This is a genomic window from Arthrobacter sp. NPDC055585 (assembly GCF_053619115.1).
The window spans coordinates 407,134-427,710 of the sequence record NZ_JBSHIT010000001.1 but is presented as its reverse complement, the minus strand read 5'-3'; the positions used below and the strand labels follow the sequence as shown (position 1 = coordinate 427,710).

At 66.7% G+C, this 20,577-nt stretch carries 18 protein-coding genes; 9 read left to right on the top strand and 9 right to left on the bottom strand.

Features of this window, described 5'->3' with window-relative positions; all coding sequences use genetic code 11:
* Window positions 1-114: 114 nt before the first annotated feature.
* Genes ACWGQ2_RS01820 through ACWGQ2_RS01810 form a run of 3 tightly spaced genes read left to right on the top strand, consistent with a single transcriptional unit; the run spans window position 115 to window position 3,061 of the window.
* Window positions 115-915 (top strand): (Fe-S)-binding protein, encoded by an 801-nt coding sequence (locus ACWGQ2_RS01820; protein WP_452013737.1) that lies wholly within the window; start codon window positions 115-117, stop codon window positions 913-915.
* Window positions 912-2,429, top strand: a complete 1,518-nt coding sequence (locus tag ACWGQ2_RS01815; RefSeq protein WP_452013735.1) for a LutB/LldF family L-lactate oxidation iron-sulfur protein — start codon at window positions 912-914, stop codon at window positions 2,427-2,429. The genes ACWGQ2_RS01820 and ACWGQ2_RS01815 overlap by 4 nt, the downstream gene beginning before the upstream one ends.
* Window positions 2,426-3,061 carry a LutC/YkgG family protein gene (locus tag ACWGQ2_RS01810; RefSeq protein WP_452013733.1) on the top strand — a complete coding sequence of 212 codons (636 nt, stop codon included), beginning with the start codon at window positions 2,426-2,428 and terminating at the stop codon, window positions 3,059-3,061. The genes ACWGQ2_RS01815 and ACWGQ2_RS01810 overlap by 4 nt, the downstream gene beginning before the upstream one ends.
* 97 nt (window positions 3,062-3,158) lie before the next feature.
* On the opposite strand, the gene ligM is transcribed toward ACWGQ2_RS01810, so the two are convergent.
* Window positions 3,159-4,568: a vanillate/3-O-methylgallate O-demethylase gene (gene ligM, locus ACWGQ2_RS01805; protein ID WP_452013731.1), complete on the bottom strand. Its 1,410-nt coding sequence runs from the start codon at window positions 4,566-4,568 to the stop codon at window positions 3,159-3,161.
* Between the two features lie 194 nt (window positions 4,569-4,762).
* Between ligM and ACWGQ2_RS01800 the strand changes: the two genes are divergently transcribed.
* Window positions 4,763-5,746, top strand: a complete 984-nt coding sequence (locus ACWGQ2_RS01800; RefSeq protein ID WP_452013729.1) for an ABC transporter substrate-binding protein — start codon at window positions 4,763-4,765, stop codon at window positions 5,744-5,746.
* A gap of 93 nt (window positions 5,747-5,839) precedes the next feature.
* On the opposite strand, the gene ACWGQ2_RS01795 is transcribed toward ACWGQ2_RS01800, so the two are convergent.
* From ACWGQ2_RS01795 to ACWGQ2_RS01785, 3 genes are all read right to left on the bottom strand, one after another.
* A complete protein-coding gene (locus ACWGQ2_RS01795) occupies window positions 5,840-6,688 on the bottom strand; it encodes a methylenetetrahydrofolate reductase (protein WP_452013727.1) in 849 nt (282 codons plus the stop codon).
* Between the two features lie 76 nt (window positions 6,689-6,764).
* A complete protein-coding gene (locus ACWGQ2_RS01790; RefSeq protein WP_452013725.1) occupies window positions 6,765-8,234 on the bottom strand; it encodes a DUF5129 domain-containing protein in 1,470 nt (489 codons plus the stop codon).
* Between the two features lie 24 nt (window positions 8,235-8,258).
* Complete coding sequence (locus ACWGQ2_RS01785) at window positions 8,259-9,317, bottom strand: alpha/beta hydrolase (RefSeq protein ID WP_452013723.1); 1,059 nt, start codon at window positions 9,315-9,317, stop codon at window positions 8,259-8,261.
* A gap of 123 nt (window positions 9,318-9,440) precedes the next feature.
* On the opposite strand from ACWGQ2_RS01785, the gene hpaH reads away from it, so the two are divergent.
* Window positions 9,441-10,226, top strand: a complete 786-nt coding sequence (gene hpaH / locus ACWGQ2_RS01780) for a 2-oxo-hept-4-ene-1,7-dioate hydratase (RefSeq protein WP_452014482.1) — start codon at window positions 9,441-9,443, stop codon at window positions 10,224-10,226.
* The gene (locus ACWGQ2_RS01775; protein ID WP_452013721.1) at window positions 10,211-11,029 is read left to right on the top strand and encodes an HpcH/HpaI aldolase family protein; all 819 of its coding nucleotides are present in this window, start codon (window positions 10,211-10,213) and stop codon (window positions 11,027-11,029) included. Before hpaH ends, ACWGQ2_RS01775 begins: the two co-directional genes overlap by 16 nt.
* An 88-nt stretch (window positions 11,030-11,117) precedes the next feature.
* On the opposite strand, the gene ACWGQ2_RS01770 is transcribed toward ACWGQ2_RS01775, so the two are convergent.
* The 3 genes from ACWGQ2_RS01770 to ACWGQ2_RS01760 all read right to left on the bottom strand — a co-directional run bounded on the left by ACWGQ2_RS01770 (window position 11,118) and on the right by ACWGQ2_RS01760 (window position 14,322).
* Window positions 11,118-12,857, bottom strand: coding sequence for an L-lactate permease (locus ACWGQ2_RS01770; RefSeq protein ID WP_452013719.1), 1,740 nt, complete (start codon window positions 12,855-12,857; stop codon window positions 11,118-11,120).
* 110 nt (window positions 12,858-12,967) lie between these two features.
* A complete protein-coding gene (locus ACWGQ2_RS01765) occupies window positions 12,968-13,507 on the bottom strand; it encodes a GNAT family N-acetyltransferase (RefSeq protein ID WP_452013717.1) in 540 nt (179 codons plus the stop codon).
* 113 nt (window positions 13,508-13,620) lie between these two features.
* Entirely contained in the window at window positions 13,621-14,322 is a 702-nt protein-coding gene (locus ACWGQ2_RS01760; RefSeq protein WP_452013715.1) for a YoaK family protein, read from the bottom strand.
* A gap of 118 nt (window positions 14,323-14,440) precedes the next feature.
* On the opposite strand from ACWGQ2_RS01760, the gene ACWGQ2_RS01755 reads away from it, so the two are divergent.
* The 3 genes from ACWGQ2_RS01755 to ACWGQ2_RS01745 all read left to right on the top strand — a co-directional run bounded on the left by ACWGQ2_RS01755 (window position 14,441) and on the right by ACWGQ2_RS01745 (window position 18,010).
* Window positions 14,441-16,255 carry a gamma-glutamyltransferase family protein gene (locus ACWGQ2_RS01755; protein WP_452014480.1) on the top strand — a complete coding sequence of 605 codons (1,815 nt, stop codon included), beginning with the start codon at window positions 14,441-14,443 and terminating at the stop codon, window positions 16,253-16,255.
* A 4-nt stretch (window positions 16,256-16,259) separates the two neighbouring features.
* On the top strand, window positions 16,260-16,919 hold the full coding sequence (locus tag ACWGQ2_RS01750) for a GntR family transcriptional regulator (protein WP_452013713.1): 660 nt from the start codon (window positions 16,260-16,262) through the stop codon (window positions 16,917-16,919).
* 128 nt (window positions 16,920-17,047) lie between these two features.
* Window positions 17,048-18,010, top strand: a complete 963-nt coding sequence (locus ACWGQ2_RS01745; protein ID WP_452013711.1) for an L-lactate dehydrogenase — start codon at window positions 17,048-17,050, stop codon at window positions 18,008-18,010.
* On the opposite strand, the gene ACWGQ2_RS01740 is transcribed toward ACWGQ2_RS01745, so the two are convergent.
* On the bottom strand, window positions 18,007-19,020 hold the full coding sequence (locus ACWGQ2_RS01740; protein WP_452013709.1) for a nitrilase-related carbon-nitrogen hydrolase: 1,014 nt from the start codon (window positions 19,018-19,020) through the stop codon (window positions 18,007-18,009). The genes ACWGQ2_RS01745 and ACWGQ2_RS01740 overlap by 4 nt on opposite strands.
* A 45-nt stretch (window positions 19,021-19,065) precedes the next feature.
* A complete protein-coding gene (locus ACWGQ2_RS01735) occupies window positions 19,066-20,559 on the bottom strand; it encodes a gamma-aminobutyraldehyde dehydrogenase (protein ID WP_452013707.1) in 1,494 nt (497 codons plus the stop codon).
* Window positions 20,560-20,577: the final 18 nt, after the last annotated feature.

Genomic DNA, 20,577 nt, shown 5'->3' with positions numbered 1-20,577 from the left:
GCGCTGCGTGTGATCATGGCCACCCGTCCCGGGGCTCTTTGGTGTGTTGCAGGCAACGTGCCTAGTATGGTCTGACCACACGAGCTCCGGGGCATCCCCGCTGAGAGGCAACCCATGAGAATTGCACTATTTGCCACCTGCATCGTGGATGCGATGTATCCGCGGACGGCCCGCGCCACCGTTACGATCCTGGAGCGGCTGGGACACGAAGTGGTGTTCCCGTCCGGCCAGGCCTGCTGCGGCCAGATGCACGTCAACTCCGGCTACCTGCCCGAAGCCGTGCCCGTGGTCCGGAATCACGTTGAGGCCTTTGATCCGGCAGGGTACGACGTCGCCGTCGCGCCCTCGGGTTCCTGCGTCGGGTCGGTGAAGCACCAGCATCCGATGGTTGCCCGGTCCGCCGGGGACAAGGACCTGGAAGCCCGGGCCGAGGCCGTGGGCGCCCGGACCTACGAACTCTCCGAACTGCTGACCGACGTCCTCGGCATCACCAACGCCGCCGAGCAGCTCGGGTCCTGGTTCCCGCACAAGATCACCTACCACCCCAGCTGCCACGGCATGCGCCTGCTGCGTCTGGGGGACCGGCAGCTGAACCTGCTGCAGAGCGTGGGCGGCATTGAAGTTGCCGAGCTCCCGCAGGCAGATCAGTGCTGCGGCTTCGGCGGAACCTTCTCGTTGAAGAACGCGGACGTTTCCTCCGCGATGCTCGAAGACAAGGCTGCCAACATCAAGGCCACCGGCGCTTCGCTGTGCTCCGGCGGCGACGCGTCCTGCCTGCTGCACATCGGCGGCGGACTCTCCCGCGAGGGCAGCGATGTCACCACCCTGCACTTCGCCGAAATCCTCGCCAGCACCCGGGAGAACCCGGTGTCCATCACCGGTGACGTCCTGGTCAGCGGAAAGGCTGTTCGATGAGCACTTACCTCGGCATGCCCACCCTGCCGGTATACGGCCGGGGCAACCTCAACGCCGTCGACTCCTTCCCGAGCGCGGCACGCCGGGAACTGGGCAACGCCCAGCTGCGCGCCAACCTGGAACACGCCACGCACACCATCCGGGACAAGCGCCTGCGCGTCGTCGGTGAACTGCCGGACTGGGAGGACCTGCGCGACGCCGGCAGTGCGGTCAAGGAATCCGCCATGGCTCGGCTGCCCCAGCTGCTGGAGGAGTTCGAAAAGAACTTCACCGCCCGCGGCGGCATCATTCACTGGGCCCGGGACGCGGACGAAGCGAACGAGATTGTCCGTGACCTGATCCGTGCCGAAGGCGTGGACGAGGTGGTCAAGGTCAAGTCCATGGCCACCCAGGAAATCGGCCTGAACGAATACCTCGAAGAGCAGGGCATCGCCGCCTTTGAGACCGACCTCGCGGAACTGATCGTCCAGCTGGACCATGACAAGCCCAGCCACATCCTGGTGCCGGCCATCCACAAGAACCGCTCCCAGGTGCGGGAGATCTTCCTGCGCGAAATGCCGGGCGTGGATCCGGAGCTCACCAATGAGCCGGCCAAGCTGGCCGAGGCAGCCCGCTCCCACCTGCGGCGCAAGTTCCTCTCCGCCAAGGTCGCTATTTCCGGTGCCAACTTCGCCATCGCCGAGTCCGGCACCCTGGCTGTTGTTGAATCCGAGGGCAACGGGCGCATGTGCCTGACGCTGCCGGAAACCCTGATCACGGTCATGGGCGTGGAGAAGCTGCTGCCGGCCTGGAGCGACCTGGAAGTCTTTATGCAGCTGCTGCCCCGGTCTTCCACCGGGGAGCGGATGAACCCGTACACCTCGCTCTGGACCGGCGTCACTGAAGGTGACGGGCCGCAGAACGTGCACCTGGTACTGGTGGACAACGGTCGCAGCGCGGCACTGGCGGATGAAATGGGCCGCTCGGCCCTGCACTGCATTCGCTGCAGCGCCTGCATGAACGTCTGCCCGGTCTACGAGCGCACCGGCGGCCATGCCTACGGCTCCACTTACCCGGGACCGATCGGCGCCATCCTCTCGCCGATGATGACCGGCATCAAGAGCGAGGAAAACAGCTCCCTGCCCTACGCGTCTTCACTCTGCGGCGCCTGCTACGACGCCTGCCCGGTGAAGATCAACATTCCGGAGATCCTGGTCCACCTGCGTTCAGTAGACGTTGAAAGCAAGCGCGCCAAGAAGGTTCCCACCCAGATGGACCTGCTGATGAAGGGCGCCTCCTGGGCGTTCTCCCGTGGCCGGAACCTGGGACTGCTGGAGAAGGGCCTGCCGCTGGGCAAGCTGGCCGCCGGACGGAAGCGCAAGATCACCAAGCTGCCCGGCATTGCCGCCGGCTGGACCCAGAGCCGGGACATTCCGGCACCGCCCACCCAGTCCTTCCGCGACTGGTGGGCCAAGGAACATGAGGGCAGCTCACCGGCTGCCGGCACACCTAACCAGGGGGAGAACCAGGCATGAGCGCACGCGAAGAAATCCTGGAACGCCTCCGCGGAGCCCTCAAGGACGCACCCGCCGTCCCCGATGTGCCGCGCACCTACCGCACCGCCGTCGACGCCCCCGAAGCCGAGCGCATTAGCGTGCTGGTGGACCGGCTGGAGGACTACAAGGCCGGCGTCACCGTGGTGGATGAGGCCGGGGTTGGCCCCCGCATCGCGGAACTGCTCGACGGCGCCGCCAGCTACGTGGTGCCCGCCGGCATTGAGGAAGCCTGGCTGGCCGAGGCCGAGGCGGCCGGGCCGGGCCGTCGGCGCAAAGACTCCCGCACCGAACCGCTCAGTGTGACGGAACTGGATGGCACGTCCGCCGTGGTCACCGGCAGCGCGGTCTCCGTGGCGGAAACCGGAACCATCATCCTGGACGGCAGTGAAGGCATGGGCCGGCGCGCCATCTCCCTGATTCCGGACCACCACGTGTGTGTGGTGCGGGCTTCGGACATCACCATGATCCTGCCGGAGGCGCTGCGGCGGCTGGACGGCACCCGGCCGCTGACCTGGATCAGCGGGCCCAGCGCCACCAGCGATATTGAGCTTGAAAGAGTTGAGGGCGTACACGGTCCTCGCACCCTGGACGTGATTATCGTCCGCAGCTGAGCCGGCTCCCACTGAGCCTGCACAGCTCAACCGTAGGAGGCCGGACCGTTGGGGGGACCGGCCTCCTTCGAGGTTCCGACTTGAGGTTCAGCTAGGTCTAGGCTCCGGTGTAGCCGGTGCGCCAGCCGCCCTTGTAGTCCTTGCGCACGGTCTCCGAATACGGGACCGGGCTGACCACTGCCCGCACCTCCAGCTGGCGGTGCGGCTCCACGGTGGTCTTGGCGGTGCCGCCGTCGGGTTCACCCCAGACCACGCGCAGTTCGCTGCCCTCGGGCACGTCCGGATTCACGGTGGCCAGGGACAGGCCGCGGCGCTCATTGGCCGAGTACCCGGTGAACATTGACACGCCCACCACGTTGTCGTCCGCGTCGATCACCGAGTCGTAGTTCGAGGACCCGTAGTTGGCCAGGGGCAGGTCGAAGTACTTGTACGGGGTCTGCTCCGTGTCCAGCTGCGAGGTGAAAATCCGTCCCAGGTCCTCGGCGTTCCAGGCCAGGGTTACCTTCCGGCGCTGCGCGGCCGGATCCATGGCTTCGAGTGCCTCGCGGCCAATGAAGTCATGGTCGAACTTCACGAAGGAGCCGTAGCCCAGCTCCCAGGGGGTGAGGTAGTAGTCCTCGATGTTCTCGGAGACAAAGCTGCCGGCGACGGCGTTGGTCGCCTCGTAGCTGTCCGCGCCCAGCCATTCGCGGTACGGACGGAGCCGTTCGTCGGTGTACACCGCGGGCAGTGGGGAGGGGATCCAGCCGGACTCAAGCGTGTTTGAGGGGTAGGCACGGGCTCCCACGGCAGCCATGCCAAACTCGGCACCGGCTTCCATCAGCTCGTCGCGGACCTTGTCGTAAGAGGCATAGTCGCCCCAGATTTCGAGGCCGGGAGCGCCTGCCATACCGTGCCGCAGGGTGCGTACCCGTTCACCGCTGATGCTCATGGTGTCCATGTTGAAGAACTTCAGCTGCTCCAGGGATCCGCCGTTGACCTTCTCGATGATGTCCCAGGCGTTCGGTCCCTGGATCTGGAAGCGCCAGTAGCGCCGGCTTACGGGCTTGCCCATGGGGCGCGACGGCGACCGGCGGTCCACTTCGATCTCCAGGTTGTAGCCGCCGGTTTCGGCGTTGAAAAGCAGCCAGTTGGCGGCCGGGGCCCGGCCGACGTACACGTATTCGTTCTCGTCCTGGTGGAAGAGGATGCCGTCACCGATCACGTGGCCGGACGGCGTCGTCGGCACGTACTGCTTGGCTTTGTTGACTGGAAAGTTTGCCACGGAGTTGATGGCTGTGTCGGAGAGGAGCTGCAGGGCGTCCGGGCCTTTGATGAATACGTTGTCCATGTGGTGGGACTGGTCGAACAGCACGGCGGATTCCCGCCAGGCCCGCTGTTCGCTGCGCCAGTTGGTGAATTCGGGTGCCACTACCGGGTAGATGTACGCGCCGATCTGTGAGTTCCGGAGCAGGTCGACCACTCCCTCGGACGCATCCAGGACTTCCTGCAGATTCTTTGGTGCCACGGTGAACCTCTGTTTCTGTCGGACGGGATCCGGCCGAAAGCCGGTGCCGCCGACTTTATATCTATGGACATAGATAAGTCGAGGGTCTTCGGGGCTGGAGAGCGAACGCCTAGCCAATGCCTATCAGGATAGATATTGTGTGCTGCATCACACTTGCGGTACGGCTGGCCCGTGCCCGAACGAGGAGGCACACCATGAGGAAACTGCTGGCGGCAGCGGCAACGGCGGCGCTGCTCGGCCTGACGGCCTGCGGATCGGGGTCGCTGACATCGAGTGAGGAGTCTTCTTCGGCATCCGGCGGAGCGGAAGGACTCACTTCTCTGGAAGTCGGCGTCATTCCAATCGTCGACGTGGCGCCGATCTACCTAGGGGTCCAGGAAGGGCTGTTCGAAGATGAAGGCCTTGATGTCACCCTGACCCTGGCGCAGGGCGGAGCCGCGATCGTTCCGGCGGTCACATCCGGTCAAATGGACTTTGGTTTTTCGAATATTACGTCGATGATCGTGGGCCGCTCCAAGGGCCTTCCGGTGCAGATGGTGGCTCCCGGGGGCAGCTCCACGGGCGACACTGACGCTGACTTCGCTTCGGTGATGACGCTGCCGGATTCGGGCATCGAGACGGTCACGGACCTGGCCGGCAAGAAGGTTGGCGTCAACACGCTGAACAACATCTCCGACTCCACCATCTCCGAAGCCGTGAAGCAGGCCGGAGGGGATTACGAGAGCATCGAGTTCGTGGAGATTCCGTTCCCGGAACTCTCCGGGCAGCTGGCGGCCGGGACCGTGGACGCGATCGCCGCCGTCGAGCCCTTCGTGACCATCGCCGGTGCCGACGGCGCCGTTCCGGTGTTCTCCAACTATGCGGAGCCGGTGGATGACCTGACAGTGGCCGTCTACTTCACCTCGGATGAGTATGTGCAGGAGAATCCGGAGATTGTGGAGAAGTTTGTCCGGGCCATGAACGCCTCGCAGGAGTTCGCTGAGCAGAACCCGGACAAGGTCCGGGCAGTACTGCCCACGTACACCTCGCTGCAGCCTGAAGTGATTGAGCAGCTGACCCTGCCGCGGTTCACCACCGAGGTGAACCGTGCTTCGGTGGAGGAAGTTGCCCGGATTTCCCAGGACCGCGGACTGGTGGAATCGATGCCCAACCTGGATGAGCTGCTGCCGCAGGACTAGGACCGGTTTCCAGCCCTGCGGAAACGCTCCGCTTTGCGCTCTTCGCTCCGCCGCGCGGTGGACGAATATGCACAAAGCGGAGCGTTTTGCGTTTTAGTAACCGCGGAAACCGCGGACCCGCTCGGCGGTGGGCCGCAGCCCGCCGAAAGTGTAGAAGTGCAGCTGTACCACTCCGTGCCGGCCGGGATCGTGTTCGGCAGCCAGATCGCGCAGGAACCGGTCCGGGCCCGCAGTGCCCAGCAGGTTGGTCAGGGAGAAACCGTACTTGTGCGCAATGGAGACCGAAGTCCCCACACCGAAGCGCCGCGCGTATCCCAGCAGCCGCTTGATGCCCGCCGGGCCGGGCACTCCGACGCGCACCGGAACCGTAATGCCGCGGCCGCGCAGCTCCTCGCACCAGGCCAGCACCGGAGCGGTGTCAAAGCCGAACTGCGTGATGATGGAGGCCTCCAACCCCTGCTCCTGCACAGCGGCCAGCTTCTGCTCCAGCGCAGACCACAGGGTGGCTTCGTCGATGTCCGGGTGGCCTTCGGGGTACCCGGAAATGCTGATGTGCCGGGCACCGTGGGCTGCCGGAAGCCCGGAGGCAATCACGGCCAGCGAGTCGGCGTACGGACCCATGGGCTCGGCCGGATCCCCGGCCACCACAAACACGTTCTCCACCGCTCCGGCGTCGGACAAGGCGCCCAGGAACTTCTCCAGCTCAGCCGCCGAGCCCAGCCGCCGGGCGGAGATATGCGGCACCGGCACGTGTCCGGCTGCCCTGACAGCTGAGGCGGCGGCCAGGCGCATCGGCAGGTCCTCGTTGCCCAGGAACGTCACGTTGATCCGGGTGCCTGCGGGCAGGACATCCTGCGCCTCGGCCAGGGCCGGGACATCCTTCCCGGTCATTTCCAGCGAGAAATCATCCAGCAGCGACGAGGCAGGGTCCACGGGGTTCATGCCGAACACCCTAGCCAGCGGGCAGTGCGGTGTCCACGGTCCGGTGTCCACGCATCAGCGGCGGCGGAACGGAAGCCTAGAACCGTGAGGAACTGCCGGAGCCGCTGAAGCTGCCGCCGCTCGCGCCGTAGCCGGAGGAGGATCCGGAGGAAGCGGAGCTCCGGGCGGACTCGATCTTGCTGCTGCCGGTCTGCACGCCCGCGTTGAAGGATGCCACGCTCCAGAAATAGTTCGGGTAGGCGGTGTCCAGGATGCCGGGCCGGTAGCCGTCGCGGTAATGGCGGGTGCGTGTGCGCTCCTCTTCCAGGGCTTCACGCATCAGCTTCTTTTCGGAACTGTTCTTCGCAGCCTTCTCGATGACCGTCTCGGAGTGGTTCTTCAGCAGCCCGGCCAGCTCCTGCCCGGAGTCCCGGATCACGTCCAGGGCTGCCTCAGGGGTGACGGTTCCGTCTGAGAGCCCGGCTGCCGTGGCCTGCAGGCGGCGCCGGCATTCGGTGCGGAAAGCCAGGAGGGCAGCGGCTGTTGCCGAGCCGCCGGTCTTGTCCTTTTCGAACAGGTCCTCGAGTTTGTCCAGTTCCTCCAGCAGCGGGTGGGCCTGCCGGTCCCATGCTGCCTGCCAGCCCGGTCCCATGTTCAGCAGGGTGTTGGTGTCCGCGATGACATCGTCGATGCCGTCCAGTGCGGCTGCCAGTTCGGCGAACTCTTCCACCGGCTTGCGCGCTTTGCGCCGCTTGAGATCCTTGTCCGTGTAGGAACGCACAGTGTTCCCGAGGTCAGTGGCCATGTTGTAACGGGTGCGGAAAGTGCGGTGCTCTTCCAGGACCTTGGCGCCGTAGCGGGAGGTCTCGGGGATGGTGTGGGCGTTGAGTTCGGTGGCGTCCAGGTCCATGCTGACGCTGGCATAGGACTTCTCGCCGGCGGCAATGAGCTCGCGGTTGGTCTTCAGCCGGTTGCGGCGGACCAGCACCACCGTTAGCCAGATCCCGCCGGCCAGCGCCACGGCAGCCGCGCCCAGGATCCAGACGAACGGGTCCTGGTACCAGGGCCGGTTGATCAGCTTCGCCGCTTCCCTTACCCCGGCGATGGTGCCGTCGGTCCACTGGGCGTCCCGGAAAAGCTCCGCGGCCTCGTCGCGGATTTCCTGGGCTTCGCTGCTTTCCACCTTGCGGTCCTCACCGAAGTAGGTGCCAATCCAGCGTCCGTCCGGGTCAAGCGCAAAGATGAACAGGCCGTCGGCCCACTTTTGTCCGTCGGGGCTGATCCATTCGGGGCGCTCTTCACGGGCGAACCGGAGCACCTCCTCATTCAGCACCGTGTCCCCGTCGGCGTATTCGGCGTCGGGATCTCCGCGGTAGGTGTAGATCGCCACCGTGGTGGGGTCGCGGAACTGGATGTCCTCCAGCGCCGGAAGCAGGGTGTTCTGATCCAGGACGCCGGCGGTGTCATCCACGACAATGTCCACCGGTTCGACGGCGGAGGCCGGAGCTGCCGGGACAGCCAGGGCCAGGAAAAAAGCAGTAAGAACGATCAAAAGGACTCTGCGCATGTTTGGTTTCCTTGGAAAGGTTGGCTATACGGGCGGCCGTTTGGCGGGCTGGTCCGCAGCAGCGGCACCGGGCATCAGGCTGTCCAGGAAAGCGGTGGTCTCTTCGAGTACAACGCGTGCTTCCGGACGGGAAAAATGGAACTGCGCTTCGTGCGGCAGGGCGGGGGAGAGGGTCTGGGGCCAGAACCTGCGGCTTACGGGTACGCCCAGTTCCTGGAGCCGGTCGGCGAAGGGCACCGACTGCTGCAGGGTCAGCCCGTCGCCGTTTCCGCCGCTGATGAAGGTGGGCGGGAACGCACTGGTGGCGTGGGAGATCACGGACATCTGGTCCGCGGCGGCGCTGCCGCTGAAACGGCGCAGGCCGGTGTACGCCCAGAGTGCTGTCCGGAAACCCCAGCCCAGGACTCCGGTGAGCCGGCCCATGGCCTCGAGGTCGTAAACGCCGCAGTGCAGGATCGCCGCACGGAGGTGTTCCGCGGGCAGGGCAGGGGTGAACCCCAGCTGGGCCGCGTAGGCCGGGGAGGTCACCGCGGCGCTGAGCTGGGCAGCGAGCTGCGCACCTGCTGAATCCCCGGCCAGGACCATCTGCTCCATGTCCAGGCCGTGGCTTCCGGCCTGTTTCTGCAGGAACGCCACTGCCTCATTCACTTCTTTCAGCGCCCGCGGATACCGGCTGCCCGGGGCTACCGGGTAGTCAACGCCGACGGCGGCATATCCGCGGGCGGCGAGCATCCGAAGGTACGGTGCCACATCCCGGCGGGAGCCGGAGATCCACGCACCGCCGTGCACCCAGACGATCACCGGCAGCTTGCGGAGGCCCTGTGGTGTGTGGCCGGGAGGCAGGAAAAGATCCAGGCGCCCTGCACCGCCGTCGGACGCGTAATCCAGGGTGAGGTGCTCACCTGCCGAGGACGAGTAGGGCCGCATCTGCTGTACCAGCTGCTGCGCCCCGCGGTGGAAGACACCCCGGATCAGCAGCGCTGCCGGCCACGGCGTCAGGAGGAACGCTGCTGCTCCTGCGGCCGCCGCCGTCGCCACCACAGCCGCAACAGGGCGCAGTTTCGGGGTATGGGAAGCAGACACACCATCAGCGTAATCGAGCGCCGCTGGGCTGGTCCTTTTCCGCTTGAATGTGTCGAGGATCATATACAATCCATTTCAGCCGTATGGATCGGACCAGTGTTCCCCGAAAGTGGTGCAGTAAGCGTGCTCGAGAAACAGACCATAGAAAAGATCGCCGATGAGCTCGTGGCTGCCGGCGCCAACCGCACCCCCGTGCCGCGGCTGACTGCCCGGTATCCGGAGATGACGGTGGAGGACTCCTACGCTGTGCAGGCGCTGTGGAGCAGCCGGATGCAGGAACAGGGGCGAAAGCTTGCCGGCCGCAAGATCGGGCTGACGTCCAAGGCAATGCAGGCTGCCACCGGAATCACCGAGCCGGATTACGGCGTCATTTTCGACAACATGATTCTTGAAAACGGCTGCACGGTGGAGTGGGATGCCTATACGCATCCGCGCATCGAAGTTGAACTGGCCTTTGTGCTCGGCAAGCCGCTCTCCGGCCCGAACTGCACCATTTTTGATGTCCTGGATGCCACTGAGTACGTGGTTCCGGCGCTGGAGATTTTGGACTCGCGGATTGAGATGGAAGGCCGCACCATTGTGGACACCATCGCGGATAACGCCGCGATGGGCGCCATGGTGGTGGGCGGGCGCCCGGTCAAGGTGGACGACGTCGACCTCCGCTGGATCTCCGCCCTGCTGTACAAGAACCAGACGATCGAGGAAACCGGTGTGGCAGCCGGGGTCCTGAATCATCCAGCCGCGGGCGTCTACTGGCTGGCGAACAAAATCGCTGCACATGGTGCCAGCCTCGGCGCCGGAGAAATCATCCTGGCCGGTTCCTTCACCCGCCCCATGTGGGTGCACAAGGGAGACACCGTCCATGCCGACTACGGACAGCTGGGATCAGTAACATGCCGTTTCGAGTAGAACCTGCTGCCAGCTTCAAAACCGTCCTGGGCGGAGGCAACCGTGCACAGGTGGGCATGTGGGCCTGCACCGGAAACCCGCTCCTGGCCGAAATCGGCGCCGGATCCGGCTTCGACTGGCTGCTGATCGACGGCGAACACTCCATCAACTCGCTGGAGTCCATCAGCACGCAGCTGCAGGTCACCGCCGCGTATCCGATCCACCCGGTGGTCCGGGTTCCTGCCAATGACACCGTCCTGATCAAGCAGTACCTGGACCTGGGCGTGCAGAACCTGATCGTTCCCATGGTGGACAACCCCGAGCAGGCGGAGAAAGCGGTTGCCGCGGTGCGGTATCCGCCGCGCGGTGTCCGCGGCGTGGGCAGCGCCCTGGCCCGCGGATCACGCTGGAACCGGATCGAGGGTTACCTGGACCGCGCGGAGGAGACCATCACGCTGCTGGTGCAGGTTGAGTCCGGGGAAGCCGTTGCCAACGTGGCGCAGATCGCCGGCACCGACGGCGTGAACGGGATCTTCATCGGCCCCTCGGACCTCGCGGCCTCAATGGGGCACCTGGGCCAGCAGGACCACCCGGAGGTGACCGCCGCCGTCGAGCACTGCATCCGGACTGCCAACGAACTCGGTGTGCCGGTGGGAGTCAACGCGTTCGTTGAGACCAGTGCCCGCCGGTACCTGGACGCCGGAGCGGATTTCATTGCCGTCGGCGCGGATGTGGCGATGCTCGCCCGTGCCGCGGAGGCGCTGGCGGCGAAGTTCCTGCCGCAGGATTCAGATCCGTCGGGTTCCGCTCCCGCCAGCTACTAGTCTCTCCTCCCTCCCCACCGAGATGGCAGAAACTGCACGTTAGACCCCCTCTTTCGGGCAGTTTTCTGCCATCTCGATAGGGGGAGGACTACGGGAGCATCCAGCTAAGCACCGGGGTGGACTGCAGGAAGACGATGATGCACAGGGCGGACAGCAGCCCCACACTCCAGCCGAAGACTTTGCGCAGCAGCACGGACTCCTGCCCGCTCACGTTCACTGCCGCCGCCGCGATCGCCAGGTTCTGCGGAGAGATCAGCTTGCCCATCACGCCGCCGCCGGTATTGGCCGCGATCAGCAGTTTCGGATCCAGTCCCGCAGCGGCGCCGGCCGTTTCCTGCAGCCGTGCGAAGAGCGCATTGGCCGAAGTGTCCGATCCGGTGACAGCCGTGCCGATCCAGCCAAGCACCGGCGAGAGGAAGGCGAAGAACGCACCGGTTGCCGCCAGCCAGGTGCCAATGGAGACGGTCTGCCCGGAGTTGTTCATAACGTAGGCCAGGGCCAGGACAGCCAGGATGGTCAGCGCCGCGGAAGTCATCCGCCGGGCGGTGGTCCAGATTTCCTTCACCGCCACGCCCATGCTGAGCGGATACCGTCCGTTGTCATCAAAGCGCGAATAGACGGCAGCAACTATCAGGCCGCTGATCAGCAGCAGGGTTCCGGGACTGATCAGCCATTCGAAGTTGTAGACCGTGGAGGACAGGCGTTCGCCGTTGGCGTCCAGCAGTGCGTCGTGCAGCCACGGCCAGGGGATCTCGATGCTGGTCCGGGCCAGCACCTCCGGCACGTTGATGCCCAGCGTCCACAGGTTCACAAATCCGAAGATGACGATCACCAGGACGTAGGGAAACAGTGCCATCCAGGCCCGGGAGGGGGTCAGGGCATCTGACGCAGTATCCGTCTGCGCGCTGCCGATCCCGGCTTCCCCGCCTCCTCCGGCCGGGGTCCAGCCCGCGGCCTTGGCGGCGGCCAGCTCGGTCTGCATTCGCCCGGCCGCCTGCTCTCCGCCGCGGGGATGCCAGAAGCGGAGGAATCCGACGGCGGCAGCCATTGCCACCAGGGACGCCACAATGTCCGTCAGCTCATAGGAGAAGAAGTTCGAACACAGAAACTGGAAGACGGAGAACACAACGCCGGTGAACAGGGCCACCGGCCAGCACTCCCTCAGCCCGCGCCGCCCGTCCAGGATAAAGAGCAGCACCAGTGGAATCAGGAATGCCAGCAGCGGAGTCTGACGGCCGACGACGGCGCCCAGCTCGTCCCCGGTGTAGCTGGTGAGGTTCGCCGCCGTCGTAATGGGAATGGCCAGCGCACCGAAGGCGACTGGAGCCGTATTGGCGACCAGGACGGCGGTGGCGGCGCGGACCGGGGCGATCCCGAGCGCCAGCAGCATGGTCACCGTGATGGCGACCGGGGCGCCGAACCCGGCCAGCGCCTCCAGCATCCCGCCGAAGCAAAAGGCCACCAGGATCGCCTGAATGCGCAGATCACCTCCGCCCACCCGGTCAAAGACCCGGCGCAGATCCTCGAAGCGTCCGCTCCGCACGGTCACCTCGTACAGCCAGACGGCCATGATGATGATCCACACCACCGGAAACAGGCCAAAGGCCGCACCCTGCGTCGCGGACAGAACAGCAAGTCCCACAGGCATGCCAAACCCGGCGACGGCGATCACCAGGGCAGTGAGCAGCGCCCACGCTCCGGCGACGTACGCTTTGGTCTTCGCGAAGGCCAGCAGCAGGAAGAACACCAGCAGCGGCACGAGCGCGAGCAAAGCAGAGAGTGCGACGCTGGAACCGACCGCGTCGGTAGCGGGGGTGAAGCTCTCCATGGGACCCTCCGTGCCTGGTGCCGCGGGGCCGGGCTGCGGTGTACGGGGCAGCGGGGCCGGAGACTGGCGTCGGGAGTGGCGGAAAAGGCGCTGCTTCAAGAGTAGGAGCGCTACCAGCCCTTGGCGAGATAGATGTCCAGATAGGCGCCGCGGTCCACATCAAGGTCTTCCCGGCGCTCAAGACCGGCGGCCAGGGCTGTGCGCTGGGAGCCGATGTTGTCCACCGAGGTGTAGGCAACCACGGGCAGGCCGGGCAGCAGGTCTTCGGCCAGGCGCACCGCTTCCAGGGCACCCTCGGTCGCCAGTCCCTGGCCCCAGACCTCGGGTGTGTAGCGGTAATACAGGTTGAGCGAGGGCCTGCCCCGGATGATCCGGTGGGACACCCCGGTGAATCCGATCAGCCGGCCGGGTTCCTCGGGAGCAAAGACGGCCCAGACGCCAAACCCGTGCCGGTACCAGTGCTGCCGGATCTCATGGAAGGTCCGGGCGGAGGACGCCCGGGTGACACTGGAGGGCACCGGATGGTGCACGTTGGTGCGCGGGTCAGTGTGCAGGTCTACCGCCGCGGCCTCATCGCGGGCTTCGGGCCGGCACAGCAGCAGCCGCGGTGTGCGCACAGGGGTCCAGTCCCCGGTTTTCTGCTCCAGCATGGCCACCACTGTAAGCCTGTGAGCCCTTTCCGGCAGCGTCCCCCCTTCATCGAGATGGCAGAAACAGCCCGATAGACCCCCTCTTTTGGGCAGTTTCTGCCATCTCGATGGGGTTAGGGGAGGGAAGGATCGCGGGTCTCGCGGTGGTGCCGCACGTAGCCGAACACGGCCACCGCAGTCGAGATCACGGCAGAGAGCGCCAGCCCCAGCCACAGGCCCACGTTCAGGGCGGCGGCTCCGGCCACGGCTCCGGCCAGGATTAGCGCGATCGCCAGCGCACGGCGGGCCCAGAACTTGCTGTCCCCGCCGGCCAGCCGCGAATCCGCTGCCAGCCCGGTGATCGTGGAGGTGACGACGACGGTGGTGATCTCAGCGACTTTCAGACGTTTGGCAGTGGCGGCCTGGACACCCATGGCCGTAGCCATTGACGAGGTGGTGATGCTGCCCAGGACCTCATTGGCCTGTACGTCCACCACAGCGGTGAAGACGGCAAGAAGGGTGATCCACGCGGCAACGACCATCACAGCCACTGATACCCGCCAGGACCAGCCTTCCGGTCCGCGGCGCAGCATCCGCCCGGCCAAGGCGGCGCCGAGCATAAAGAACACCAGGGCCAGGGCCGGGCGCAGGATCGGCAGTTCCGCCCCGCCTGCGAAGGCCATGCCCAGCAGTACAACGTTGCCGGTCATGTTCCCGGTAAAGACGTTGTCCAGGCCCAGGTAGCCGACGGCGTCGATCACCCCGGTGGAAAAGGTCAGCGCCAGCATCAGCCACAGATGCACCCGGTCAGTGGGCACGGCATTGAGGCGTTTCATGGGCTTCCCTTCCCTCGGTATCCCGCCTAATGTATACGAAACGAACCGAGGTGTGGGTTTTGTATTCAATCTGAGTTCAACGCGTCGCATCGCCACCGCATTCACCGAAAGCGAAGCCATGTCCTTCACCGCCCCCGGCCCCTTCACTACCCGGCCCACCCTGCAGGGGACCTTCGGAATGAGTGCGTCCACCCACTGGCTGGCCACGGCAGCCGCACAATCCGTGCTGGAACGAGGCGGCAACGCGTTCGACGCCGCCGCGGCAGCCGGGTTCGTCCTGCATGTTGTGGAGCCGCACCTCAACGGCCCCGGCGGCGACCTCACCGGCGTGTTCGCCACCGCGCAGAACCCGGCTGAACCGGTGGTCCTGATGGGCCAGGGCAGTGCTCCGGCAGGAGCCACCCGCGAGCACTTCCTTGCCGAAGGGCTGGAACTGGTTCCCGGGTCCGGCGCACTCGCGGCCGCCGTGCCCGCCGCCGTCGACGCCTGGCTGCTGCTGCTGCGCGACCACGGCACCTGGGAGCTGGGAGACGTGCTGGCCTACGCCGCCGGCTACGCCCGTGACGGACACCCCGTGCTGGCCCAGGTTGGCCGGACCGTGGGACAGGTTGCCCGGCTGTTCCAGGAACACTGGCCCACCTCGGCGCAGCTGTGGATGCCTGAGGGCCGCCCGCCGGCCGAAGGGGAATTGATCAAGAACCCGGCCTACGCCGCCGTGCTCCAGCGGCTCGCCGAAGCCGGGGACGGTGCAGGTACCCGGGAGGAGCGGATCGACGCCGCCCGGCAGGAATGGAGCACAGGCTTCGTCGCCCAGGCCGCAGCAGACTTCGCCGCCAAACCGCACCGCCATTCCTCCGGAACGGACCACGCCGGGGTCATCACGGCGTCGGATTTTGCCGGATCCGAGGCCGGGTACGAGCCCGCCGTCACCTTCGAATTCCGCGGCTACACCATCGCCAAGACCGGCCCCTGGGGCCAGGGGCCTGCGCTGCTGCAGACCCTCGCGATCCTGGACGGGTTCGCCGACGAGTACCTGGATCCCTCCACCGAGCTGGGCATCCACACCATCCTGGAGGCGCAGAAGCTCGCGATTGCGGACCGCGAGGCCTATTACGGGGACAGCCACGTGCCGCTGGAGTACCTGCTGAGCGAAGAGTACGCAGCGCAGCGCCGCGAACAGATCACCGCGCTCGCCTCGCTGGAGTTCCGCCCCGGGGACGTCCCCGGCCACACTCCGTTCCAGCCTCCGCTGCGCACCGAGTACGTGCCCCCGGCGCTGGCGGGCGACGGCGCCGCCGGCGGAGACGGGACAGGGGAACCAACCGTCTCACCCACCGGGGAAACCCGCGGGGACACCTGCCACGTGGACGTGGTGGACCGCTGGGGAAACATGGTGTCAGTGACTCCGTCCGGCGGATGGCTGCAGTCTTCCCCGGCCATCCCGGAACTGGGCTTCTGCCTCGGCACCCGGCTGCAGATGACCTGGCTGGAAGACGGTGCGCCCTCCACCCTGCAGGCGGGCAAGCGTCCGCGGACCACGCTGACTCCCACCCTGGTGCTGAAGGACGGGCAGCCGGTTGCCGCGCTCGGCTCGCCCGGCGGAGACCAGCAGGACCAGTGGCAGCTGCTCTACCTGCTGCGTACCATCGTGGGCGGCTACACCCCGCAGCAGGCCATCGACGCCCCGGCCTTCCACACCACCTCCCTGCCCGGATCCTTCTGGCCGCGCACGTGGACCCCGGGCGGCGCCGTGGTCGAAGACCGGCTCGGCACCGAGGTCATCGAGGCCCTGGCGGACCGCGGCCACGTTGTCACCCGGGCGGGGGACTGGGCGCTGGGCCGGCTCTCCGCCGTGGTGCGCGACCCGCGGACCGGCGTGCTGATGGCAGCAGCGAATCCGCGCGGAGCGCAGGGCTATGCAGCCGGCCGCTGAACCCGTGAGCGAACCGGGCATCAGCGACCGGATCCGGCGGGACATCATCCGCGGCGTCCTGGCACCGGAAGCCAAGATCACCGAGGCCGCACTGGCCGCCCGCTACGGCTCCTCCCGGGTCCCGGTACGTGAAGCCCTGCGGGCGCTGGCTGCCGAAGGTTTTGTTGAATCCCGCCCGTACGCCGGATCCCGGGTGGCCCGGCTGGATCCCGGGGAAGCCGGAGACCTGTTTGATGTCCGGATGGCCGTGGAAAGCGCGACGGCGCGGCGCGCGGCAAAGCGGGCCGCCGGCCAGGCCTCATCCGGCACACCGGACCCGGCCTGGTGGGCCACACGCAGGCAGCTCGGGGAGATCCTGTCCGCCGGAGACTCCGCTGCGGCCGACGGCCGGCTGGACGTACTGCCGGAATTGAACCTGCGTTTCCACCGTGGGATCGCGGACCTGGCGGACAGCGCCTCCCTACAGGCGCTGCTCGCCCAGCTGGCCGGCAAAATCGAGTGGCTCTATGCCTCGGATGTTGGGTTTCGCGGACGTGACTCGTGGTCCGAGCACAGGCCTATCCTGGCGGCAGTGGACGCCGGCAGCCCGGCAGAGGCCCAGGAGCTGATGCGTGCCCATATCCGCCGGTCAAAGGATTCCTTCCTGAGCCGCTTTCCGGACTGACCGCTTTCCGGACTGAGCCGTTTTACGGACGGAGCAGGGCCCCGTGCGGGCAACCGTTCCGTCACCGCCGAGCGGAACCTATAGTGCCATGTAGGGGGATCCTCCTACCGCGAGCGGGGCATTACGCAATGGCCAACATCACCACCAGACCAGTCACCAAGCTCGGGATCGTCGGCGCGGGAAGCGTGGGCACGGCGCTCGCCTACGCCGCCCTGATCCGTGAGGCGGCGCGGGAAATCGTCATCTATGACATTGACGGTACGCGGGCTGAGGCAGAAGCACTGGACCTCTCCCACGGCACCCAGTTCACCGGCGCCAACACCGTAGCCGGCGGCGGACGGATCGAAGCGCTGGCCGGTTCCGACGTGATCGTGGTGACCGCCGGGGCCCGGCAGAAACCCGGCCAGAGCAGGCTGGACCTGGCGGCGGCAAACGTGCGGATCATGGAAACCCTCATGCCGCAGCTGATGGAACAGGCACCCGAGGCCGTCTACATCCTGGTTACCAACCCGTGCGACATCCTCACCGTTGCCGCGCAGAAGATCACCGGCCTGCCGCCGAACCGCATCTTCTCCTCAGGCACCGTGCTGGACACCTCCCGGCTGCGCCTGCTGGTGGCCCGAATGGCGCACGTGCTGATGACCAGCGTGCACGCCACCATCATCGGCGAGCACGGGGACAGCGAGTTCCCGGTCTGGTCCAGCGCCACCATCGGCCCGGTGCCGATCCGGGAATGGACCATCAGCGGCCGCCAGGTCTTCACCGATGAGGTGCTGGCCTCCATTACGGACGACGTCGTCAACGCCGCCTACAAGGTGATCGAGGGCAAGGGCGCCACAAACTACGCGATCGGACTGGCCGGAGTCCGGATCGTCGAGGCGGTTTTCCAAGCCGAGAACGCCGTCCTACCGGTCTCCGCGCTGCTGCGCGGCGTCCACGGAATCTCCGGCGTCGCTCTCTCCCTGCCTTCGATTGTTGGCTCGGGCGGGGTCTACAAGATGCTGGAGATGCCGCTGGATGAAAGGGAGGAACAGCTGCTGCAGGACTCGGCGGAGACCCTGAAGCAGAACCTCGCCTCGCTGGGACTCTAGAAGACCGCGCGGTCGGGTTCCCGGGCCGGCACTGCTTCCGCAGCAGGCCCGCCATGGCGGGTCCGGCCCGGCGCCGGCTGCGTGAGTGCACCGTAGGTTTCCGGCCGGCGGGACTCCAGGAACGGGAAGAGTTCCAGCCAGTGGGAGCGCTGGTCCAGTTCAAGGTCCGCCACCAGCACGGCCGATTCGTCCCGCGGCGCCTGGACCAGAACCCGCCCGTACGGGTCGCAGATAAAGGACGATCCGTAGAAGGTCAGGTTTCCCTCGTTGCCCCAGCGGTTGGGAACGACCATAAACAGGCCGTTGGCTATCGCGTTGCCTACGATCACCTTCTGCCACAGCGGCTGGGTATCAAAGTCGGGGAAGTCCGGCTCGGAACCGATTGCCGTTGGATACACCAGTACTTCGGCACCGCCCAGGGAATAGAGCCGCGCCAGCTCCGGGAACCACTGGTCCCAGCAGGTCGGCAGGCCCAGCCGGGCGCCGTCGAGCTCCGCCACGGCGTGCACCGGGTAGGGATCTCCGTCCGCCGGACCGGGCCGGAAGTAGTGCGCCTCGTGGTACCCCTCCGACGCCGGAATGTGCAGCTTCCGGGTCCGGCCCAGCAGCTGGCCCCCGGGGGAAACCAGGATGGCCGTATTCAGTCCCAGCCCGTCCGCTCCTTCGGCACGTTCAAACAGGGAGGCGTGGACACAGACGTCGTGCCGGCGGGCCGCCTCCGCCGCGAAGGCGAAGGTGGGCCCGCCCGTGAGGTCTTCGGCCAGTTCCGCCGGCGGCCCGTCCGGGAAGGTGTCCGCCGGGTAGCGGGAGAGCGTCAGCTCGGGCAGGAAGACGGCAGCGGCTCCCTGATCGGCAGCACGGGCAATCCCGTCATTGAGTTCGGCCTTCAGGGCCGCCGGGTCGGGCTGCCAGCGGTGCTGGACCACCCCCACCCGCAGGGAAGGCCCTGGCCTTGCGCGGGTGGCGGCGGCCGGTGAGCGCAGCGCACCGGTACGGGTGATTTCTATCATGGGAAACCTCCGGAGAAAGGGTGCGGTGGGTGGCGCTGGGGGGTGTTAGCGCTCCTTGAAGACCGTGTCCTGCCATTCCTTGTGGGCGGCAGCATCACGGCTCATCATCACGTGCTTGACGTTGGTGTATTCCTCGAAGGAGTACACGGACATGTCCTTGCCGAAGCCGGAGGCCTTGTAGCCTCCGTGCGGCATCTCGGACACGATCGGAATGTGGTCGTTCACCCACACGCAGCCGGCGGCGATTTCCTCGCTGGCCCGCAGGGACCGGTTCAGGTCCCGGGTCCAGGCGGAGGCAGCCAGCCCGTAGGGGGTGTCATTGGCCAGGGCAATGCCTTCGTCGTCGGACTCGAACGGCAGGACAGTGAGCACCGGACCAAAGATCTCGTCCTGCACAATCTCCGAGTCCTGCGCCGCGCCGGCCACCAGAGTCGGGCGGTAGAACGCACCGGCGGCCAGGTCGCCGCCGGGCGCTTCGCCGCCGGCCAGGATCCGGGCACCGGATTCGCGGGCACGGTTCACGAACCCGGCCACCTTGTCCCGGTGGGCGTGGCTGATCAGGGACCCGAGGTCCGTGTCCGGATCCGAGGGATCACCCACAACGACGGCGTCCATGAGCTCGGCAACCCGTGCGGTGAAGGCGTCGAACAGCGGGGCCTGGACGTAGGCGCGGGTTGCTGCGGTGCAGTCCTGTCCGCCGTTGATGATGGCGCCTGCCACCGCACCGTGGGCGGCTGCTTCGACGTCGGCGTCGTCAAAGACCAGGAACGGTGCCTTGCCGCCCAGCTCCAGGTGCACTCGCTTGGCGGTCTGTGCGGCCATGGCCATGATCCGGCGGCCGACGGCGGTGGAACCGGTGAAGGAAGTCATGGCGACGTCCGGATGGGTCACCAGCGCTTCGCCGGCCACCGGACCGGAGCCGGTGACGATGTTGATGACGCCGTCCGGGATCCCGGCGGCGGCTGCAGCCTCGGCGAAGATCAGAGACGTGCCCGGGGTGAGCTCGCTGGGCTTGAGCACAATCGTGTTGCCGGCGGCGATGGCGGGGAGGATCTTCCAGCCGGCCATCTGCAGCGGGTAGTTCCACGGTGAAATCGAACCGATCACGCCGATCGCTTCGCGGCGGATCATGGAGGTGCCGCCGGCGCCGTATTCGCCCGCGGCCAGGCCGTGGAGCTGGCGGGCGGCCCCGGCGAAGAAGGACACGTTGTCCACGGTGCCGGGCACATCGAACTCGGTGGACATCCGGATGGACTTGCCGGTCTGGGCAGTCTCCAGCTCGGCCAGCTCAGCGGAGCGCTTGTCCAGTTCGGCGGCCAGCGCCAGCATGGCCTCGGACCTTTCGCCCGGAGTGCGGCGGGACCAGCCGGGGAAGGCAGCCTTGGCGGCGGCTACGGCGTCGTCCACGTCAGCGGCGTCCGCGTAGCGGATGGTCTCGGCAATCTCTCCCGTTGCCGGGTTGACCCGCTTGGCTTCCTCGCCCCGGCCCTGCCGGTAGCTGCCGTTGATAAAGAGGTGTCCTTCGGAAAACTGGTGCATTTCAAAACTCCGTGAAAG

Coding starts and splice junctions, on each gene's coding strand:
- ACWGQ2_RS01800 (WP_452013729.1), top strand. CDS start 4,763: ATGAGGAAACTGCTGGCGGCAGCGGCAACGGCGGCGCTGCTCGGCCTG.
- ACWGQ2_RS01795 (WP_452013727.1), bottom strand. CDS start 6,688: ATGAACCCCGTGGACCCTGCCTCGTCGCTGCTGGATGATTTCTCGCTG.
- ACWGQ2_RS01735 (WP_452013707.1), bottom strand. CDS start 20,559: ATGCACCAGTTTTCCGAAGGACACCTCTTTATCAACGGCAGCTACCGG.
- ACWGQ2_RS01810 (WP_452013733.1), top strand. CDS start 2,426: ATGAGCGCACGCGAAGAAATCCTGGAACGCCTCCGCGGAGCCCTCAAG.
- ACWGQ2_RS01820 (WP_452013737.1), top strand. CDS start 115: ATGAGAATTGCACTATTTGCCACCTGCATCGTGGATGCGATGTATCCG.
- ACWGQ2_RS01790 (WP_452013725.1), bottom strand. CDS start 8,234: ATGCGCAGAGTCCTTTTGATCGTTCTTACTGCTTTTTTCCTGGCCCTG.
- ACWGQ2_RS01760 (WP_452013715.1), bottom strand. CDS start 14,322: ATGAAACGCCTCAATGCCGTGCCCACTGACCGGGTGCATCTGTGGCTG.
- ACWGQ2_RS01770 (WP_452013719.1), bottom strand. CDS start 12,857: ATGGAGAGCTTCACCCCCGCTACCGACGCGGTCGGTTCCAGCGTCGCA.
- ACWGQ2_RS01775 (WP_452013721.1), top strand. CDS start 10,211: ATGCCGTTTCGAGTAGAACCTGCTGCCAGCTTCAAAACCGTCCTGGGC.
- ACWGQ2_RS01755 (WP_452014480.1), top strand. CDS start 14,441: ATGTCCTTCACCGCCCCCGGCCCCTTCACTACCCGGCCCACCCTGCAG.
- ACWGQ2_RS01740 (WP_452013709.1), bottom strand. CDS start 19,020: ATGATAGAAATCACCCGTACCGGTGCGCTGCGCTCACCGGCCGCCGCC.
- ACWGQ2_RS01745 (WP_452013711.1), top strand. CDS start 17,048: ATGGCCAACATCACCACCAGACCAGTCACCAAGCTCGGGATCGTCGGC.
- ACWGQ2_RS01815 (WP_452013735.1), top strand. CDS start 912: ATGAGCACTTACCTCGGCATGCCCACCCTGCCGGTATACGGCCGGGGC.
- ACWGQ2_RS01765 (WP_452013717.1), bottom strand. CDS start 13,507: ATGCTGGAGCAGAAAACCGGGGACTGGACCCCTGTGCGCACACCGCGG.